This is a genomic window from Blautia aquisgranensis (assembly GCF_040096615.1).
GTDB classification, from domain to species: Bacteria; Bacillota; Clostridia; order Lachnospirales; family Lachnospiraceae; genus Blautia_A; species Blautia_A aquisgranensis.
The window spans coordinates 1-16,778 of record NZ_JBBMEJ010000018.1 but is presented as its reverse complement, the minus strand read 5'-3'; the positions used below and the strand labels follow the sequence as shown (position 1 = coordinate 16,778).

The 16,778-nt window shown below is 40.3% G+C and carries 17 protein-coding genes and 1 pseudogene; all 18 read right to left on the bottom strand.

Annotation, left to right across the window (positions count from 1 at the left end; genetic code table 11):
- Positions 1-9: 9 nt before the first annotated feature.
- A complete protein-coding gene (locus WMO28_RS13545) occupies positions 10-1,017 on the bottom strand; it encodes a U32 family peptidase (protein WP_349057309.1) in 1,008 nt (335 codons plus the stop codon).
- 116 nt (positions 1,018-1,133) lie between these two features.
- Positions 1,134-2,558: a hypothetical protein gene (locus tag WMO28_RS13540; RefSeq protein WP_349057308.1), complete on the bottom strand. Its 1,425-nt coding sequence runs from the start codon at positions 2,556-2,558 to the stop codon at positions 1,134-1,136.
- A gap of 161 nt (positions 2,559-2,719) precedes the next feature.
- Complete coding sequence (yicI, locus tag WMO28_RS13535) at positions 2,720-5,077, bottom strand: alpha-xylosidase (RefSeq protein ID WP_349057307.1); 2,358 nt, start codon at positions 5,075-5,077, stop codon at positions 2,720-2,722.
- Positions 5,078-5,255: 178 nt separating this feature from the next.
- Positions 5,256-6,134: a helix-turn-helix domain-containing protein gene (locus WMO28_RS13530; protein ID WP_178645147.1), complete on the bottom strand. Its 879-nt coding sequence runs from the start codon at positions 6,132-6,134 to the stop codon at positions 5,256-5,258.
- A 3-nt stretch (positions 6,135-6,137) separates the two neighbouring features.
- Entirely contained in the window at positions 6,138-7,010 is an 873-nt protein-coding gene (locus tag WMO28_RS13525) for a NifB/NifX family molybdenum-iron cluster-binding protein (protein ID WP_349057306.1), read from the bottom strand.
- A 154-nt stretch (positions 7,011-7,164) separates the two neighbouring features.
- On the bottom strand, positions 7,165-7,584 hold the full coding sequence (locus WMO28_RS13520; RefSeq protein ID WP_349057305.1) for an alpha/beta hydrolase: 420 nt from the start codon (positions 7,582-7,584) through the stop codon (positions 7,165-7,167).
- 25 nt (positions 7,585-7,609) lie between these two features.
- Positions 7,610-7,834, bottom strand: coding sequence for an alpha/beta hydrolase family protein (locus WMO28_RS13515; RefSeq protein ID WP_349057304.1), 225 nt, complete (start codon positions 7,832-7,834; stop codon positions 7,610-7,612).
- Positions 7,835-7,850: 16 nt separating this feature from the next.
- Positions 7,851-9,140, bottom strand: coding sequence for a glycoside hydrolase family 140 protein (locus WMO28_RS13510; protein WP_349057303.1), 1,290 nt, complete (start codon positions 9,138-9,140; stop codon positions 7,851-7,853).
- A gap of 2 nt (positions 9,141-9,142) precedes the next feature.
- On the bottom strand, positions 9,143-10,375 hold the full coding sequence (locus WMO28_RS13505; protein WP_178645152.1) for an MFS transporter: 1,233 nt from the start codon (positions 10,373-10,375) through the stop codon (positions 9,143-9,145).
- 36 nt (positions 10,376-10,411) lie between these two features.
- Positions 10,412-12,478 carry a beta-glucosidase gene (locus WMO28_RS13500; RefSeq protein WP_349057301.1) on the bottom strand — a complete coding sequence of 689 codons (2,067 nt, stop codon included), beginning with the start codon at positions 12,476-12,478 and terminating at the stop codon, positions 10,412-10,414.
- A 19-nt stretch (positions 12,479-12,497) separates the two neighbouring features.
- Positions 12,498-13,424: a helix-turn-helix domain-containing protein gene (locus WMO28_RS13495; protein ID WP_178645154.1), complete on the bottom strand. Its 927-nt coding sequence runs from the start codon at positions 13,422-13,424 to the stop codon at positions 12,498-12,500.
- A gap of 429 nt (positions 13,425-13,853) precedes the next feature.
- Positions 13,854-14,339 (bottom strand): annotated as a pseudogene (locus tag WMO28_RS13490) (lysine--tRNA ligase); the annotation flags it as partial.
- 143 nt (positions 14,340-14,482) lie between these two features.
- A complete protein-coding gene (locus WMO28_RS13485; protein ID WP_349057300.1) occupies positions 14,483-14,656 on the bottom strand; it encodes a hypothetical protein in 174 nt (57 codons plus the stop codon).
- A gap of 12 nt (positions 14,657-14,668) precedes the next feature.
- On the bottom strand, positions 14,669-14,917 hold the full coding sequence (locus tag WMO28_RS13480) for a hypothetical protein (RefSeq protein ID WP_349057299.1): 249 nt from the start codon (positions 14,915-14,917) through the stop codon (positions 14,669-14,671).
- Entirely contained in the window at positions 14,898-15,599 is a 702-nt protein-coding gene (locus tag WMO28_RS13475; RefSeq protein ID WP_349057298.1) for a DUF3990 domain-containing protein, read from the bottom strand. Before WMO28_RS13475 ends, WMO28_RS13480 begins: the two co-directional genes overlap by 20 nt.
- A gap of 114 nt (positions 15,600-15,713) precedes the next feature.
- On the bottom strand, positions 15,714-15,974 hold the full coding sequence (locus WMO28_RS13470) for a tyrosine-type recombinase/integrase (protein WP_349057330.1): 261 nt from the start codon (positions 15,972-15,974) through the stop codon (positions 15,714-15,716).
- A 23-nt stretch (positions 15,975-15,997) separates the two neighbouring features.
- Positions 15,998-16,429: an integrase DNA-binding domain-containing protein gene (locus WMO28_RS13465; RefSeq protein WP_349057297.1), complete on the bottom strand. Its 432-nt coding sequence runs from the start codon at positions 16,427-16,429 to the stop codon at positions 15,998-16,000.
- Positions 16,430-16,565: 136 nt separating this feature from the next.
- The coding region (locus WMO28_RS13460) for an IS3 family transposase (RefSeq protein ID WP_349057296.1) at positions 16,566-16,778 on the bottom strand (213 nt) is incomplete at its 5' end.

The window sequence follows — 16,778 nt, the reverse complement described above, 5'->3', positions numbered from 1 at the left end:
ATATTTACATCACATCGGATAATAGCACTGTCCACTACATCCATTCGGAAACAATGTCCGCTTTATCGTACACTGAAAATCCCGCTCATCTTCCGCTGCGTCCAGAATATCCAGTGCCTTCCTCAGATTCCGGATATCCTTTTCCATATGCTCCGTATAATTTCCACGGCCAACTAATTTAAGATGCGTAATTCCCGCTTTTTTCAGCTGATACAGTGCACATAAACCGCAACCGCTCTCTCCGCAGAGATATCCGTCCTCATCATACGCTGACGGATCCGTCTCTTTTTCCCATGTTTCTTCCTGCAAACGTTTCATATTCTCCGGAACAGAATCCTTTTCATGTACCGTCCCCAGCCAGTACGGAACTCTGCAAAGATAGCCCATCTCATCACAGTGCAGGGAATTGCAGAAAGCACCTGTAAACTGGCACATTTCATTCAGCACAAAAGCTTCGAATTCCATTCCCATTTCCGGACTGATCCCATTTTTTCTCTCATTGGCTCTCTGTTCCGCAATAACGGACTGCATATCAGCAAACGTATTTTTCCGGTGAAAAATCACTCTTTTCAGCGGAAAACGCTGGAATGCTTTTACCATCTGACTGTTCACTTCCCCAGTCTCACCACTCAGATGAATTTCACAGAAAATTCCTATTTTTTTCAGATAAACAAGTAAAGCTGGATCCGCAATAATATAACTTTGGAATCCCAGCTTCATGCACCGCTCTATGATCGAAGCAATTTCCGGATACTGTTCAGGAAGATAATACAATGAATTAAAGGTCAGATGTACCGGTTTTTTATATTTTTCAACCATCCGGGAAAGAATCTCAAGTTCACTGTAAGCACCGAGCTGCACATTGTAGCAGAGCACTTCCCTGCGGTTCAGCGGCATCACTGTTCCATATTTTTCTGCCCAGAAAAACGGCACATACCCGCAGAAAAATTCATCTGCCCCTGCCCGGACAAAACGCTCATATTCATCTATGGAACCCAGGCCTGCTGTAATCTTCATATATTTCTCTCTTCTTTCTTTCGATTATATTATGTCACTTTAAAAATCACTCAACACAATCGATTGCATTTGCCTTAATATATATTCTGCTTTGCATTTCACGTCAACACCGCCTCTTACAAATTTATCACGATTCTGTCCGGTTTTACACCTTTTATATTTTTCCACATCTCCGGTGCTTCCAACAAAGTCTTATCCACACTCATCAGCGAGTTATACCTGCCAGCCATCTTCAGATGCTCCGGATACAGCAGCGCATATTTTTCACAGAAACCCGGACAGTGATCTGCAAGGTGCTGTTTTCCACGATCCCCAGTTGTACACAGAGCATATAGAGGACAATACTGTGAGGTATTGGTCTGATAAAAGGGCAGATGAAGACTATTTTTTCCTGGTGGAAATTCCTGTGGATAACCGCAAGCTTCCCATTCATACCTGTGGATATTGAACTCTTTTGCCAGAAATTCCCGATAGAAACCTGCATTGAGACTGTTATTTTCAAACAGACCAGTGTCCCCAGATTTGTACTTTATCCGCGGATCTTTTTTTCGCTTATTGAGAAGTGTCCCAAAAGTCGGACAGAGATATTGATATTTTCCATGAATTATCTGAGCCATCGCCCAGTCATTAACCACGATTTCCACATCTTCCCCATGATTCTGACACCAGTTATCCACTTTTTCCAGAAGCTTTTCAACAGAAGGAATCATAAATTCCCGGATATACGAAAACGCCAGCGTAATAGCCAGACCTTCCGAATACATCTTATCCATAATGCAAAAAAGCTGTTTTTCTTCCGGAAACAGATTATGACAAAACTGATTTCCAATGTAAAGCCGTCCCGGCATCCAGTCGGAAATCCAGCCGTGCTCAAGATGATTCTGCTGACGGTAAAATGCCATGAAATCTGTAAGAGAATTCGTTAAATACTGCTCATACATGAAAGTACCGTTCAGTTCTACGGCAAATTCCAGTTCTTTTTTCTTCGGGTCAGCTTCTGGTCCACATGGATTACTGTTCTTTGCATCGTTTCCTGCACATTCCCGTCTGCCCTCTGGCTCAGAGAGATTTTCAACATTTCCACCCTGCGAAAACCACAGCTTCTTCTGTTGCTCAAGACTCTCACAATGTATCTCATCCAGCTCAGACGGATAACCTGTCAGGGCTTTGGAAAGCTCGCCGTCATCTCCGGTCAGCTTCAGACGGATATAACGGCTGTATTCTCCGGCCAGACGCAGAACCTCATTTGCATAATCCTTCTGTTCCACCTTCACCAGGTATTCCCTGTAAAATATATTCGACTCTTTCCCATACCCACAACCGTTCTTTCCATCAACTTCCTCAAGCTTAAATTCCCGAATCTCCACTTTCCGATAACAGGAATTCTTCATATCATAAAAACAGATCCGAAATTGCTCCGGCTCAGGACATTCTTCTGCTATCCGAAATACAAATCCATCTTCGCCAATCTCTATTATCCGTATTTCCTTACTGTCCATAAAACCGGACAGCAATCCATAAGGTATCATGGATATCTTCATTAAAAAATTGTCTCCTCTGCGATGTTCATTCTGCTGTCTTCCATTATGCGTATTTTTTCCCAGTTACACAAGTCTGTTTTTTATATGTAAAAAAATGGTGACCGTCCAGACCTTTCCGGACATGATCACCATTTTTACTTTATAGCTTTACAGCCTGCTTTTTATCCAATTACTACACGATCAGCGGTCGGACGAAGCACGATTCCTGCCTCTGCATCTTCTGCGATCTCCGCGCCTTCAATCTTCTCTGCAGTATGTACATTTCTGAGAAGATATGTCATATTCGTATTCTTTCCGGTGCTTTCCAGAACCAGTTTTCCATCTTTACGTGCTGCCCTGATCTCCAGTGCTGCTTCGCCGTCCTTCTCCGGAACACTGCACTGTGCTTCTGCGCCCTCTTTCAGTTCATAAACCTGGATCTGTACGCCATCTGCATAGTCATAATCTGCAGTCTTTTCATTTGAACCGATCGCAAGAAGCGTATTTTCTCTTACATATACTGGCAGGGACATGAAATCATATGTCTCTTTATACCAGCGTCCGCCCTGTTTTACCTCTCCGCTCAGAAGATGAGTCCAGGTTCCATCCGGCAGATAATACTCTACGGTTCCATCCGCCGAAAAGATCGGTGCCACCAGAATACTGTCTCCAAGCATATACTGCATATCCAGATATTTTACTGCCGGATCCGTCTCAAATTCCATTACCATGGAACGCATAGACGGAATTCCGGTTTTGTGAGATTTCACAGCCATCTGATAGATATATGGCATCAGACGCAGCTTCAGTTTTGTAAATTTACGGCATACATCTACGGCTTCCTCATCAAATACCCACGGTACACGATAGCTCTCGGATCCATGAAGCCTGCTGTGTGTGGACAGAAGACCAAACTGCAGCCATCTCTTATATACATCCGGACTTGCTGTTTTTTCAAAACCTCCGATATCATGGCTCCAGAATGAAAAACCGGACATAGTAAAGGACAGGCCACCTCGCAGGCTTTCTGCCATGGAAATATAAGATGCAGAGCTGTCACCGCCCCAGTGTACCGGGAACTGCTGACCGCCTACTGTTGCACTTCTTGCAAAAAGAACTGCCTCTCCCTCTCCTCTTTCTTCTTTCAGAAGATTGAACACAGCCTCATTGTAAAGCTTCGTGTAATAGTTATGCATGCACCATGGATCTGATCCGTCATGATAAACTACATCTACAGGAATTCTCTCACCGAAATCTGTCTTAAAGCAGTCAACCCCCATATCAAGAAGGGTTTTCAGCTTTGCAACATACCAGCTTTTTGCCTCCGGATTGGTAAAATCTACCAGTCCCATTCCCGGCTGCCAGTTGTCGACCTGTTTCACGCCCATTCCGTCTGCACGTTTAAGAAGATAGCCCTTCTCCACTCCTTCACGGAAAAATGCAGTTCCCTGTGCAATATACGGATTGATCCATACACAGATCTTCAGTCCTTTTTCTTTATAACGCTTTAGCATTCCTTTTACATCCGGAAAAATACGGTCATCCCACTCAAAATCGCACCAATGGAATTCTTTCATCCAGAAGCAGTCAAAATGGAATACTTCCAGAGGAAGATCTCTTTCTGCCATTCCATTGATAAAGGAGCTCGTTGTCTCTTCATCATAGTTGGTCTTAAAGGAAGTTGTCAGCCACAGACCAAAGGACCATTTCGGCGGAAGTGCCGGTTTTCCGGTAAGGTCTGTATAAGTACGGATCACATCTTTCATAGTATCTCCGCAGATCACTTCATAGCGGATTTCTTCACCTTTTACTGAAAATCCGACATACTCGACTTTTTCACTTGCAACCTCAAAGGATACATTATCTGTATGATCTACCAGAACACCATAATTCTTGTTTGTCATATAAAACGGAATGTTTTTGTAGGAAATCTGGGAAGCTGTTCCTCCATCCTCGTTCCAGCAGTCTACGACCTGACCGTTTTTTACAAATGCAGAAAATCTTTCACCAAGTCCGTAAACACATTCGCCCGGATCCAGGGACAGCTCTGTTGCCATATATGGTGTGAAATCTGCTGCCATATAATTCTCCAACGGGAATTTGGTCTGATACTTTTTATCATACTGCATATAGCCCAGATTGCGGTATCCACAGGTTGTCAGGACTTTACCGTCTGCCTTATAAGTGATAAGAAAATGCTCTCTGTCTATGCATACCTGCATTCTTCCTGCAGTCATAACTGCTTCTTTTTCATTGATCTGCACATCAACATCCTGCATATCCCTGTTCAGATCAAAACGTGGCTCTTTTTTTTCATAGCCTTCGAAATGCCAGCTTCTCACGCTGATCACATCTTTGCGGATCGCTGTAAATTCTGTTGTGATCGTTCCTACGTCCAATGCACCTGCACGATCTGTTATCATATGAAATGGTGATACCATACGCATTCCGTGAGGAATTTTTTCTACAGTAAATGCCTGCATTGCATGAGAAGCATTTGCACGTTCGCTTTTTTCCCAGTATCCTTCTGTAAATTTCATCGCCCTGCTCCTTTTTTATGTTTTATAGCTTTTAATCGGTTTCATGATTTACATTATTCATCGTGAGCTTTATTATATCAGATATTTTTTTATCTGATCAGGCGTTAAATCTACAAATTATAGGTATATTTCCGACTTTTTATCAATACAGGCATTCTCGCTTCTTCGCCGGCAGTTTTCAGATAAGTTTGCGGGTCTTTATCATGAGTTTTTTATCGGCTGCGTTCTTTCGAGCCTGGGTCGGCGTACACTGATACCGTTCTCTGAACCAGCGCATTGCGACCTTATAATTGCTGCATCCATGGCGCAGAAATATCTCGTTCACATAGTCCTCTGTGTTCAGCAGATCCCTGTAAATATGATCCATCCGTATCTCATAAAGATATTCCGTTGCAGTAAAACCGATCTGCTTTTTCAGCATCCTTGAAAGATAATCGGCATTATATCCAAAATGACCGGCTGTTTCCTGTACAGTCACATGCCGGTCATGATTTTGATCCAGATAACGCAGAATGCTTTTGATCTGTTCTCTGTTTTTGTTATTTCGGACTGCTTCCTTTCCCGGTGTCTTCTCAGAATAGGAATGAAGCAGCATGTAGAGAAGATCATACAGAAGACTGTTAAATTTCAGAAGATACCCCTCCGGCTGGATCTCATATACAATGTACATGTCATAACAGATTTTTTTCAGTCTGTCCAGCCTCGTTATCTCTGCTTCTCTCACAGGATGTGAGTCTGCACGGAAACGTATGGACGCATACTCCGGAATAAATTTCTCCAGAAGCGGGTCCGGAATCTGCAGAACCAGAGCTTTATTTTTTTTGCTACGGAAAGAATGAATCTCTCCGGAGTTGATAATGCTGATATCTCCCGCCCGTACCTCTTCTTCTGTCTCCTCACATTTTACCTGCATATCTCCTTCCAGCATGTAAATGATCTCAAGACTGCTGTGCCAGTGCGGTCCTACGTAACCACCTTCATCTACGGAAAGATAAAAGCGGATATCAATGTCTTTATTGCTGGATATGATCTCATGCTGCGCTCTATGATCTGTCATTTTTTATTTTACTTCTACTAATTCAATACGGAAATTCAGCTCTTTACCAGCCATCTCATGGTTGGCATCAAAGGTGATCGTTTTTTCATCCTTGGCTGCTACTTTTACAGGGAACGGCTGACCATACTGGTTGGACAGATATACCTGCTGTCCTACTGTAAGATCCTCAGAGCCCGGAAGCTGCTCAATGTCAAGCGTAAAGATTGCGGTCGGATCCGGCATACCATAAGCCTCCTCCGGCATCAGATGTACATCTACTACCTGACCGACTTCCATGTTTGCAACTGCAGCATCAAAGCCTTTGATCATCTGTCCTGCTCCACAGATGAATTCCAGTGGCTGTCCACGGTCATAGGAAGAATCAAACTGTGTTCCATCATTGAAGGTTCCTCTGTAATGAGTGCGGCATGTTTTTCCAACATTTGGTCCTGTGATCGCAGGTTTTGAGCCGCATCCGCCACAACCGCTGCCACAGGAATGACCCTCTTCATGTCCTCCGCAGGAGTGACCTTCCTCGTGGTTTCCGCAGGAATGACCTTCTTCGTGATGATGATCACAGTTTACTCCTGTAGATTCCAGTTCGCCCTTAAGATAGGCCTCTACTGCTGCGTCTGCATCGCCCTGTGCACCGGAGCATAATTCAATTCCGGCCTCTGCAAGTGCCGCCTGTGCACCTCCGCCGATTCCACCACAGATAAGAACCTGAATCCCCCGCTCTGCAAGAAGCCCGGCCAATGCTCCATGACCTGTTCCATTAGATCCGATCACTTCGCTGGAAACAATCTTATTGTCCTTCACTTCGTAAACCTTGAAAAACTCTGTTTTTCCAAAGTGCTGGAAAATACTTCCGTTATCGTATGTTGCTGCAATTTTCATTTGTAAAATCCTCCCATTTATTAAATATATGTCCCATTAGTATAACGTGATAAGACAGTAAAAGCAAGGCTATCTCTCCAGCAGATTTACAAATCAAAAAGGACATTTCTCCAGCGTCCTGTCTCTGTAGAGAAATGTCCTGATAAACTTTTATTTATTTCATAAAACCAATCTGCTTCATCCATCCCAAAGACAGATTCAACCACGTTGCTCCCTGTTCATTCACCTGACTATGATCTGGCATGGAATCTGTCCGCTCATCACCTAAAGCAAATCCATGCTCTCCTTTCTGATAAATGTGCAGCTCATATGGAACATGATATTTCTGGAGTTCCGTTACATACTTCAGCAAATTTTCAACCGGAACAAAAGTATCTTCTGTTGTATGCCAGATAAACGTCTGTGGAACATCCTTGTTTACCTGATACACAGGTGAAACTGTCTTCAGACGTTCTTCTGTTACCTCGTTTCCAAGCATGGCGCGATTCACCCAGGTATTAATTGCAGATCTTTCTGAAGCTTTTACACAGTTAAGCATAGGATATGCCAGAACTGCAATGTTCGGTTTCATCATTTCTGCTGAATATCCCGTTTCCTTTTCAAGCCATTCTTTTTTTCCAGAATACAGAAAGCTGACCGGCCAGATTTCCACCAGCTGAAAAACCAATAATACCAATTCTGTCGGAAACCCACATATAAGCTCCTCCAGGTATAATAACCATTGCAGGGTATTTCTTATCCGGTGCCATCTCATCACTTGGTTCATGCAGATAAAATACTGCTTCAGCACCATTTTCACCTATCTTTTCTGTAAAATGCTTCATTATTTATCCCTCATTTTTATTGCTGTTTTCGCAAAACGACCAAAGCATCCTCATAGCAGGAAAGAAGCCGAAGTTTTGTTGTATCTTCCTTCCACTGTCCCTGGTATTTTTTCCTTGTCTGAAGATCTATTACTTCTACCGTATATTTTTCTTTATCAATTCCCAGCACAGATACATCCAGTTCTACATTCGTAGGCACATAAATCACATATTTATCAGCATCATGTGCACAGCGGATTTCTTCCATATCATTTAATATCACATCATAATCTGGAATGCAGTCTTCCGGAAAAAATTCCTCAAAGCTCTCTTTCAGGTAATGCATATCATCAGCACCTTTAAAATGCAATGCATTATGCCAGTCAAATGGTAACGCAAAGCCTGCTCCTTTTCGGATAAAAGAATCAAAACTCTGACCATGATGGTGCCAGCTCCACACTCCATGTGCTCCGTAGGTCACTCCTGCAGTTGCTCCGGAAAGTACAGACTGCCATGCCGCTCTTCTTACATCACGGTTCGTGAAACGGATTTTTCCCGGTGCTGCAATCTGCTCATAGCAAGGTTCTGTGTTGATTATTGGCTTTGAGTATCCTTCCCCACGCATTGCTTTCGGAATATCATATGCAAAATGCTGTCCCGGAATAAAATGTCCGGACTGGTATGTAAAGAAATCTGCTTTTTCTTTAAGCTCCTCCGGAATTTCCCTGCTTTCACCACAGATATGAAATGTATATAATGCATCCTGATCCACTGATTTGGCTACATCAAATACTTTTTTATAATATTTCACTGTTTCTTCTTCCGGAAAATCCGTATCGCCACTTATGAAATAAATCGGCTCATACTTCTTAAATCTTTTTACTGCATATGCTGTATAATTTTCAAGATACTCATACGGAAAAAGATTGTTATTCGTAAACTTGGATTCCCATGTACCAGGTACATAATTTCCCCATAACAGTACAAGAACCGGTGTCATTCCATACTCTTTAAGCACCTTCAGTTTTTCTTCTGCTGCATCAAAATATTTTTCATTGATCGTAGAATAGTCAAATTCAAAATGTGCACCTCTCCATTCCCCTTCTTTTTTTATCGGAAATGGATACAGGTTCAGTTCATCACCACTCGAATCCCACTGTTTCAGAATATTAATCTGAATACAGTTAAATCCCTGCTTATTCCGGTAATCCACATAATATCTCCAGTCATCCATGGAAATATTGGTAAATGCGCTCCAGCAGGTATCTGCGAAATAGAAGAATGGTTTTCCATCTTTATAGATCCTGTCATTTTTCACCTGAAACATACTTATTTATCCTTTCTCTTTGCTGATACAACAGTAAGAACTATGATAACGATTATGGACATTACAACATACATCCATCCTGCATTTCTCATAGCTGTATCCGGTGCACTTCCCATATATCCTGCAATAAATGGTGCACAGAACGCACCAAGGTTAGAGCCTACCATTGGAATTGCATTATATAATGTCGCATTTTTAGGTGTGATAACAGTACTTACTGTCATAAAGATCAAAGAAACTGTCATTCCACCAGCAAGTCCAAATACAACGGCCATCAAACCAATCAGCATTTTGCTGCTCACTACACCGATTACCAGCAGAGGAAGACCTCTCAATAAGATTGTTACAGGAAGCATTTTTGTTCCGAAATGTTTATAGCAATATCCAAAAAGCATTCCACCGAACATCTGGGATAATGTGAAGATACTGGCAACAACACTTGCCTCTGATGCAGTTCCGATATTTTTTGCAACAAAGATCTGTGCAAGCTTTGTACCAAAAATAGTTGCGCCTACAAGGAAAAAGAAGAATAATACTGCCAGTGCAAGCACCGTACCAAGTCCTGCAAATTTGCCGGTTCCATCTGCTTCTTTTGCTGTTGCTTTCTTTTCTTCTTTCTGAACAAAAATTCCATATTTTTCCGGTTCAGGAACAAAGAAAATGAACAGTAATAAAGTAGGTATAAACAGTATATATACAAGATAGGACATATGCCAGCTGATCTTAAGAAGCTGACCTGCTGCCATTGTCATAAGAGAAGTTCCGATTCCGCCGGCAGCTGTTCTCCAGCCCATATATTTTGCCAGCTCATTACCTTTAAAGAATGCACTCAGAAGACTTGCTGCAAGAGCATTGGAAAGTCCGATACCAACTCCAAGTACTGCACGTGATCCCAGTACTACATAAAAATTAGTTGAAAATACAGGTACGATTGAAGATACAGCTGCAATTATAATACCAAGTAATGCAGTCTGTTTCTGTCCAATTTTGTTTACAAGAAATCCACTGACTAATACAAAAATCGTAACAAACAGATTTACAATCGTTGTTATAGATTCAATCAGTGAAAGCGCATGCCCGCTAAATGCTTCTGTCATAGCCGGTATTGTTGAGTTGACTACGGATGGTGCCTGGTCCAGTACACCTAAAAGCAGAATCGCCGTAAGAAGCATGATCTTACGATATTTCGACCGCTGATACAAAGGTGTTTCCTGTACGTTTGTCGATGATTTCATTCTCAATCCCTCTCTTTCGTTTTTATATGTAAATCGTCACACATCAATTGACGTTTTGCATAAATCTTTGTCTGCACTGCTGGTTCCGATATAAATCTCATAATTCATATGTTCCAGTTCAAATTCTCCAGTGTTTTCATTGTACCATTTTAGTTCTTCTATCGGGCAGGATATCGTTACAATTCTTCTCTCACCCGGTTCCAGCCATACTCTTTTAAAGCCTTTTAATGCTTTGATGTCTCTTTTTATTTTTGAATTTTTAAATCCAACATAGAGTTGAAGTACCTCACTTCCTGCTCTGTGTCCACTGTTTTTTATCTCCGCACACACACAGATCTGGTCTTTTTCTTTCCAAACCTGTGGTTTTTCTACTTCAAACTGTGTATAGCTTAATCCAAACCCAAATGGTACTGCCGGAATATGGTTTTCCTTTTCCAGTTTTCTGTATCCATGAAAATAATCATATTTCTGATGCTCCGTATTCCAGTCTATTTCTGTCAGATGTTCTTCTTTCTGTGGAATTGTAAACGGAAGTTTTCCACCGGGATTTATATCTCCGAACAAAATTTCAGCTACAGCCTGTCCGCCCTTCATTCCCGGATAATATCCAAAAAGAATCGCATTTACTTTATCACTCCAGGAATCCAGCATAATCGTATTTCCTCCGATCAGAACAACTGCTGACCTTATATTTTCCGGTCCAACCTCTGTAATCAGCTCCTGTTCTTCGCTGTGAATGCTCAAACCATTTCTTCTGTCGCCTCCAACACCTCCGGTAAAAACATCTTCCTTATCCTGTGCTACGAATTCCCCTTCATCACGATAATCATATCCGGCAACAAATATTACTGCATCTGCCTCTCTCGCCATTTTTTTACTGTGCTTAATATTTTTTCCGGGGTAATAAATTACTTCTGTGTCAGGACAATTTTTAATAAGCCCCTCAAGTATTGTCACAACATGCTTCGGATAGACCTGACTGGTTCCTCTGTCACCAGTATTTTCTTTATTTGCAAGTCTTCCTAAAACCAGAAGTTTATGTGTATCCTTTTTGTTTAAAGGCAATACATTTTCATTATTTTTTATAAGTGTAATTCCCTCTCTTGCCGCTTCCAGTGCCAGTTCTACATGTTCTCTGCATCCAATTTTTCTTCTGTCTGCTTTACTTTGTCCGTCAGTAAAAGCCAACACAGTTCTTACGATTCTCAATGCAGCATCATCAATCACAGATTCCGATACTTTTCCTGCTTTCACGGCTTTCACAAGATTTTCTCCAAAATATTTTGTATTCGGCATTTCCATTGTCTGTCCACCATTCACCGACTCGACTGTATCTTTTACACCCCACACAAAATCGCTCATTATGAATCCATCAAAATCCCACTCTTTTTTCAGAATCTGATTCAGAAGGTATTCATTATGTCCACAGATCTTACCCTGATAGGAATTATACGCGCTCATAACGCACGCAGCCCCCGCATCAACAGCCTTCTTAAAATGTGGAAGAAAAACTTCTCTTTCTGTCCTTTTATCTGCTGTAATATCAACCGTGAACCTTGCATTTTCCATCTGATTAAAGGCAAAATGCTTCACACATGCCATTACGCCCTTTTTCTGTACGCCCCTTACAAGTGCAGCTCCCATTTCTCCCAGCTGAAAAGAGTCTTCCCCATATGTTTCCTGGCTTCGTCCCCAACCTGGATTATATGGAAGGTTTATACACACACCTCCAAAAAGATTACCGCCATAGGCAAGTACCTCTTCTCCAATTGCTTCTCCAATTCTTTCTTCCAGTTCTGTATCAAATGTTGCGCCTCTTAACATCGACACCGGAAATGCAGTACTTCTTCCATTGCCACAAACCACACCTCTCGGTCCATCAACAAACAAAACCGGAGAAACATGCTTTTTTGCAATTCCTCCTGCCGGATACGGAAACTGATTATAATGTTCCTGTGTTCTTTTCTTTATTGCTCCACGAACTTCTTCGAATGTCATTGTTCCACTCATCAAAGACACCTTTTCTTCCAAAGTAAGTGACTCCACTATGGATTGGGCCTTTTCCGTATATTGCATTCGCTGTGTTTTCGTGCTTCCTGGCATTTTCATTCCTCCTGCCTGTCTAATTCTTATTAAGCAGCCCTCTTAACAGTCTCTGTGTTTCCTGTCTGTCAAATGAAAGATACCCCTGCTTTTTCTTTTTATCTCCACGCTGTCTGGAAATTTTATTTCTGTATTCAGCCGGAGTCATCATTGTCTCTTTTTTAAATATACGATAAAATGTTTTTTCTGAGCCAAATCCGCAACAGTCAATAATATAATCAACCGGCTTATCTGTTTCCGATAAATAATGTTTTGCCATAGTTACTCTCTGTATATCCAGAACTTCTTTTGCAGATATTCCTATATGCTTTTTTAAATATCGGAGCATTGTTTTCTGACTTACGCCTAATTCTTTTACCGCATTTTGAAGAACCTCTTCCATTTGAAGATGCTCCTTAATATAATCGAAGAATTTCATTACCAGATCCATTTCATTTTCTGAAGCCTGTACATTCGAGTGAATAACATATTCCACATATTCAATCAGATCAGCTATCAATGTATAAATTTCTGCTCTGCCACGAAAATACCCATTTTCCTGATCATCCAGCGTTTCGTATGCAATCATTGCAACTCTTTCTGCAAACTCCTCATAGGGTTTATATGGTTCTAACTCATTTCGTACACTGTCCAGATAAAAGTACCGGATGCTCCCTGTATCTTTTCCATTCTCCTGAAATAGCACAGGATCCAGCTGTATGAATACACACAAATTATCTTCTTCACTCTGCACACTATGAACCACCCTTGAATTGATAAGTACAATTTCATTTTCATGATATACTGTAGGTTCAGAATCATAAATGATCTTAATACTGCCTTTCAGAACAAGGCAGATTTCATATTCATAGTGCCAGTGAAACTGGCTGTTTCCTATATGTGTAACAAAAACATTAGCCGGATATTTCTTATCATAATCTACTGTTTCGAAAATGTATGAGCTCATTTTTTCTCCTTTACGTTTTCCCCGATTACAGGAATCAGTATAGCATTTTAATGCTTTATTCCCTGTCATATAAAGATAACACATCTGTCACATAAGGACATCTTGTTTATATTGTATATTTATTCTTTTTTCATTATAATTATTTTGTATATATTGCATATATTTTACTTTGCTTTTTTGTGCAATAATTATACCCTTACTTTTATCCCTATAAAACCATCTTATTATCCAAAATATTTTCCCAATATAATAAAAGAACAGTTTTCCGAAATTCTTTCCGAAAAACTCTTTCCGGGATGCTTTCCGTTCCGTCTGTTTTTCAAAAATCCTCTGAACCGAATTTTGTGAAAATAAAAAAGCCGACACATTTCAGAACTTTTCTTTAAAGTTCCAATCGTATCGGCTCAATTCATTTGACCTTTTGGTTAATCAGCGGTATAACTTCGCACCAGCCGGAATGTGGTTATCAACCATCAGAAGATGAAGTTTTTCTTCTCCCTCTTCCTCATGGATTGCAGATAACAGCATACCACAGGAATCAATTCCCATCATAGCTCTTGACGGCAGGTTTGTGATAGCGACCAGTGTTTTGCCTACCAGTTCTTCTGGCTCGTAATAAGCGTGAATACCGCTTAAAATGGTACGATCTGTGCCTGTTCCGTCATCCAGAGTAAACTGAAGAAGCTTCTTGGATTTCTTAACAGCTTCACATGCTTTTACCTTTACAGCTCTGAAATCAGACTTGCTGAAAGTATCGAAATCTACAAATTCTTCGAATAAAGGCTCAACTTTTACCTTGGAGAAATCGATCACTTCTTCTTTCTCCGGTGCTGCTTCAGAAGTGCTGTTTGTTGCCTTAGAAGCTTTCTTATCAGCATCCAGGGACTTCATTGTAGGGATTGTCAGAATATCTCTTTATATATCCCTACTCGCTCCCACAAATGCCTGTTTTTCTGTACTTTTTAAATTTGTCAAGCTTACACACTTCTTTATATTTCTATAATATTTTTTATGGATTGGTACAAAATTGGTACATGATTGGTACAAGACCACTTCACCTATTTTCGTGTAATAGCCTCTCGTACCTGCTCAGCAGACAGCAATGTGGTTTCTGCAATTTTATCCAGCTCATGCTCTCCGTTCTTCCACATATTCCATGCAATTTTTTTACTTCTGGCTACTTCTGCATCATCACGTTCTCTATCTACAATTACCTGCATCGTCTTGCACATATCAGTCTCTCCTTAAACGGCAACTGGATTACTTTCGGCTTCCTCATAATACCTGTCAGCTATATATTCTGCCGATTCTGCCCACAATCCATTTTCTGTTTCCTGCAATGTCTTATACGTTTCGGACTTATAAAATTTCAATGCTGCCTCTTCAAAGCTGATATGAAAATGTTGTTGCAATAATTTTAATACATCCCTGATTTGTATACACACATTCATAGTGATATCTTTTCCATTAAAACTATAAATCATTTCTGGCATAGGAAGTCCTCCTTATCAACTGTAAATACTGTAATGCTTTTTCTGTATGAAATGACACCTGATTATTTACTTTATTATACCGTAATCTTTCCACTGCTTCTGATGCTGTCAAAATATTTGCTATATACAACTGAACAGTCTCCATTGTATTATCATCTGCAACTGGACCAATTACTACATCATAATTGTGCTGTAATCCACCTTTACTTCTATTTTCTTTAATAAATTCCAGCCACTCTTCACTCAAGGCATCAAATCTTTTCACATTTAATACAGAATTTTCTTCAAACAAATATTCATAAACGAAATACTTCTTCTTTTTTTCTCTTAATGAAAGTCTATATCCCCATTCTTTTGACTGTGATTGTAAAATCGTAGTATAAAAACCTTTTCCAAAATCTCTTCTATTATGAGACTTATTAAGATCTATATTTTCAAATTCATAGCAGCTTCCATGATAAACTACCAATTCCTTTGAACCTTCCATGATAATTTTCTCTACATACTCAAATACTTCTTCAAAACTTATTTGATGAAGGTATTCATGCTGAATCATCATCTTTTCAAAAACTTGATTTTCATGAAATAACTCAACCACATCATTTCCTGAAACGTGGTATTTTCTGGCATATGCTTCCATTGCCTGAACAGCTAACATTTCACAATCTGTCTGCACGCTCATTCTTTTATTACTCCTATTTTTATGAAAATATTCCGCCTTTTTCCTATACATTCATTATAATCGTATTGTCCATAAATACGCAATGAGAATTTTTCGACAAACCAAAGAAGAGGATTACGCATCCTCTTCCTGCCTGTTTTTCCATTCCTGCTTCTTTTCTTTCAGTTTTTTCTGGAAATCATCAAACTCTGCCTGTTTCAGTTCTTTTGTTACCGTCGTATATATATCCAGTGTCACATCGCTTCTGCTATGACCGCACAGGTTCTGGATCACTTTAATATTTACTCCTGCTTCTACCAGGCGTGTTGTAAACGTATGTCTGAGTGAGTGACAAGTAAAATTTGGAAGTAAGACGAGATTCTTTTTCTCTTTCAGAAACTGTTTATCATTACAATCTCTTATAATTCGTCGTAATGGATATTATCAATGGTAGCTATCTTTAACCCTCTTGTATCTGCAAGCATATTATAAAAAGCCTTTATATCAGATCGTTTTAATTTCGTCACCGGAAGCATTCCAATATTATCAGCGACAAACTGTTCATACATATAACAGTAATTGGAGAAAGTATTCTCCTTAAGATTTCTCTTCAACCCTCTCCACAGCTCATACAAATTATTTAATGTCACATTCTTAGCATCTGCCCGAATCCCATCTGATACGTCCCTTTGGATTTCGTTTTCTTTCTCACGTAATTCTTCCAATGTTCCTGCTGTTACACTGTTTCTTTTCCCCGATCTGGAAGTCCAGCGGTATGTATAATATCCATCTGCTCTCTCAGATTCTCCTGTACGAAGCAGACGATGCTTCGAATCGTATCTTTTTGCCATCTGACTTTTCTCCTTTCATAAAAGGAACTGTAGAAAATCGCTTCTACAGTTCCCATACCATCACGGAATCAAATTGAATACGCCTGGTCCTATGTCAAGATTTAGTACAAGTTAAAATGAGAAAATTCTCCCCATTTTAACCTGCCAGAAGCTCAGCCTCAGTGTGTGTTCTTTCATACACTCGTTCGAATTCGTTTGGCGACATATAGTTGCAATGGCTATGAATTCGTTTCGTATTGTAGAAAGCTTCCAGATATTCAAAAATCAACTGGTATGCCTGCTTATAATCGCGAATTTTAAAACGATTGAGCCATTCACGTTTGATAATAGAATGAAAGGATTCAATACA

Coding starts and splice junctions, on each gene's coding strand:
- WMO28_RS13545 (WP_349057309.1), bottom strand. CDS start 1,017: ATGAAGATTACAGCAGGCCTGGGTTCCATAGATGAATATGAGCGTTTT.
- WMO28_RS13540 (WP_349057308.1), bottom strand. CDS start 2,558: ATGAAGATATCCATGATACCTTATGGATTGCTGTCCGGTTTTATGGAC.
- yicI (WP_349057307.1), bottom strand. CDS start 5,077: ATGAAATTTACAGAAGGATACTGGGAAAAAAGCGAACGTGCAAATGCT.
- WMO28_RS13530 (WP_178645147.1), bottom strand. CDS start 6,134: ATGACAGATCATAGAGCGCAGCATGAGATCATATCCAGCAATAAAGAC.
- WMO28_RS13525 (WP_349057306.1), bottom strand. CDS start 7,010: ATGAAAATTGCAGCAACATACGATAACGGAAGTATTTTCCAGCACTTT.
- WMO28_RS13520 (WP_349057305.1), bottom strand. CDS start 7,584: ATGATGAAACCGAACATTGCAGTTCTGGCATATCCTATGCTTAACTGT.
- WMO28_RS13515 (WP_349057304.1), bottom strand. CDS start 7,834: ATGAAGCATTTTACAGAAAAGATAGGTGAAAATGGTGCTGAAGCAGTA.
- WMO28_RS13510 (WP_349057303.1), bottom strand. CDS start 9,140: ATGTTTCAGGTGAAAAATGACAGGATCTATAAAGATGGAAAACCATTC.
- WMO28_RS13505 (WP_178645152.1), bottom strand. CDS start 10,375: ATGAAATCATCGACAAACGTACAGGAAACACCTTTGTATCAGCGGTCG.
- WMO28_RS13500 (WP_349057301.1), bottom strand. CDS start 12,478: ATGCCAGGAAGCACGAAAACACAGCGAATGCAATATACGGAAAAGGCC.
- WMO28_RS13495 (WP_178645154.1), bottom strand. CDS start 13,424: ATGAGCTCATACATTTTCGAAACAGTAGATTATGATAAGAAATATCCG.
- WMO28_RS13485 (WP_349057300.1), bottom strand. CDS start 14,656: ATGTGCAAGACGATGCAGGTAATTGTAGATAGAGAACGTGATGATGCA.
- WMO28_RS13480 (WP_349057299.1), bottom strand. CDS start 14,917: ATGCCAGAAATGATTTATAGTTTTAATGGAAAAGATATCACTATGAAT.
- WMO28_RS13475 (WP_349057298.1), bottom strand. CDS start 15,599: ATGAGCGTGCAGACAGATTGTGAAATGTTAGCTGTTCAGGCAATGGAA.
- WMO28_RS13465 (WP_349057297.1), bottom strand. CDS start 16,429: ATGGCAAAAAGATACGATTCGAAGCATCGTCTGCTTCGTACAGGAGAA.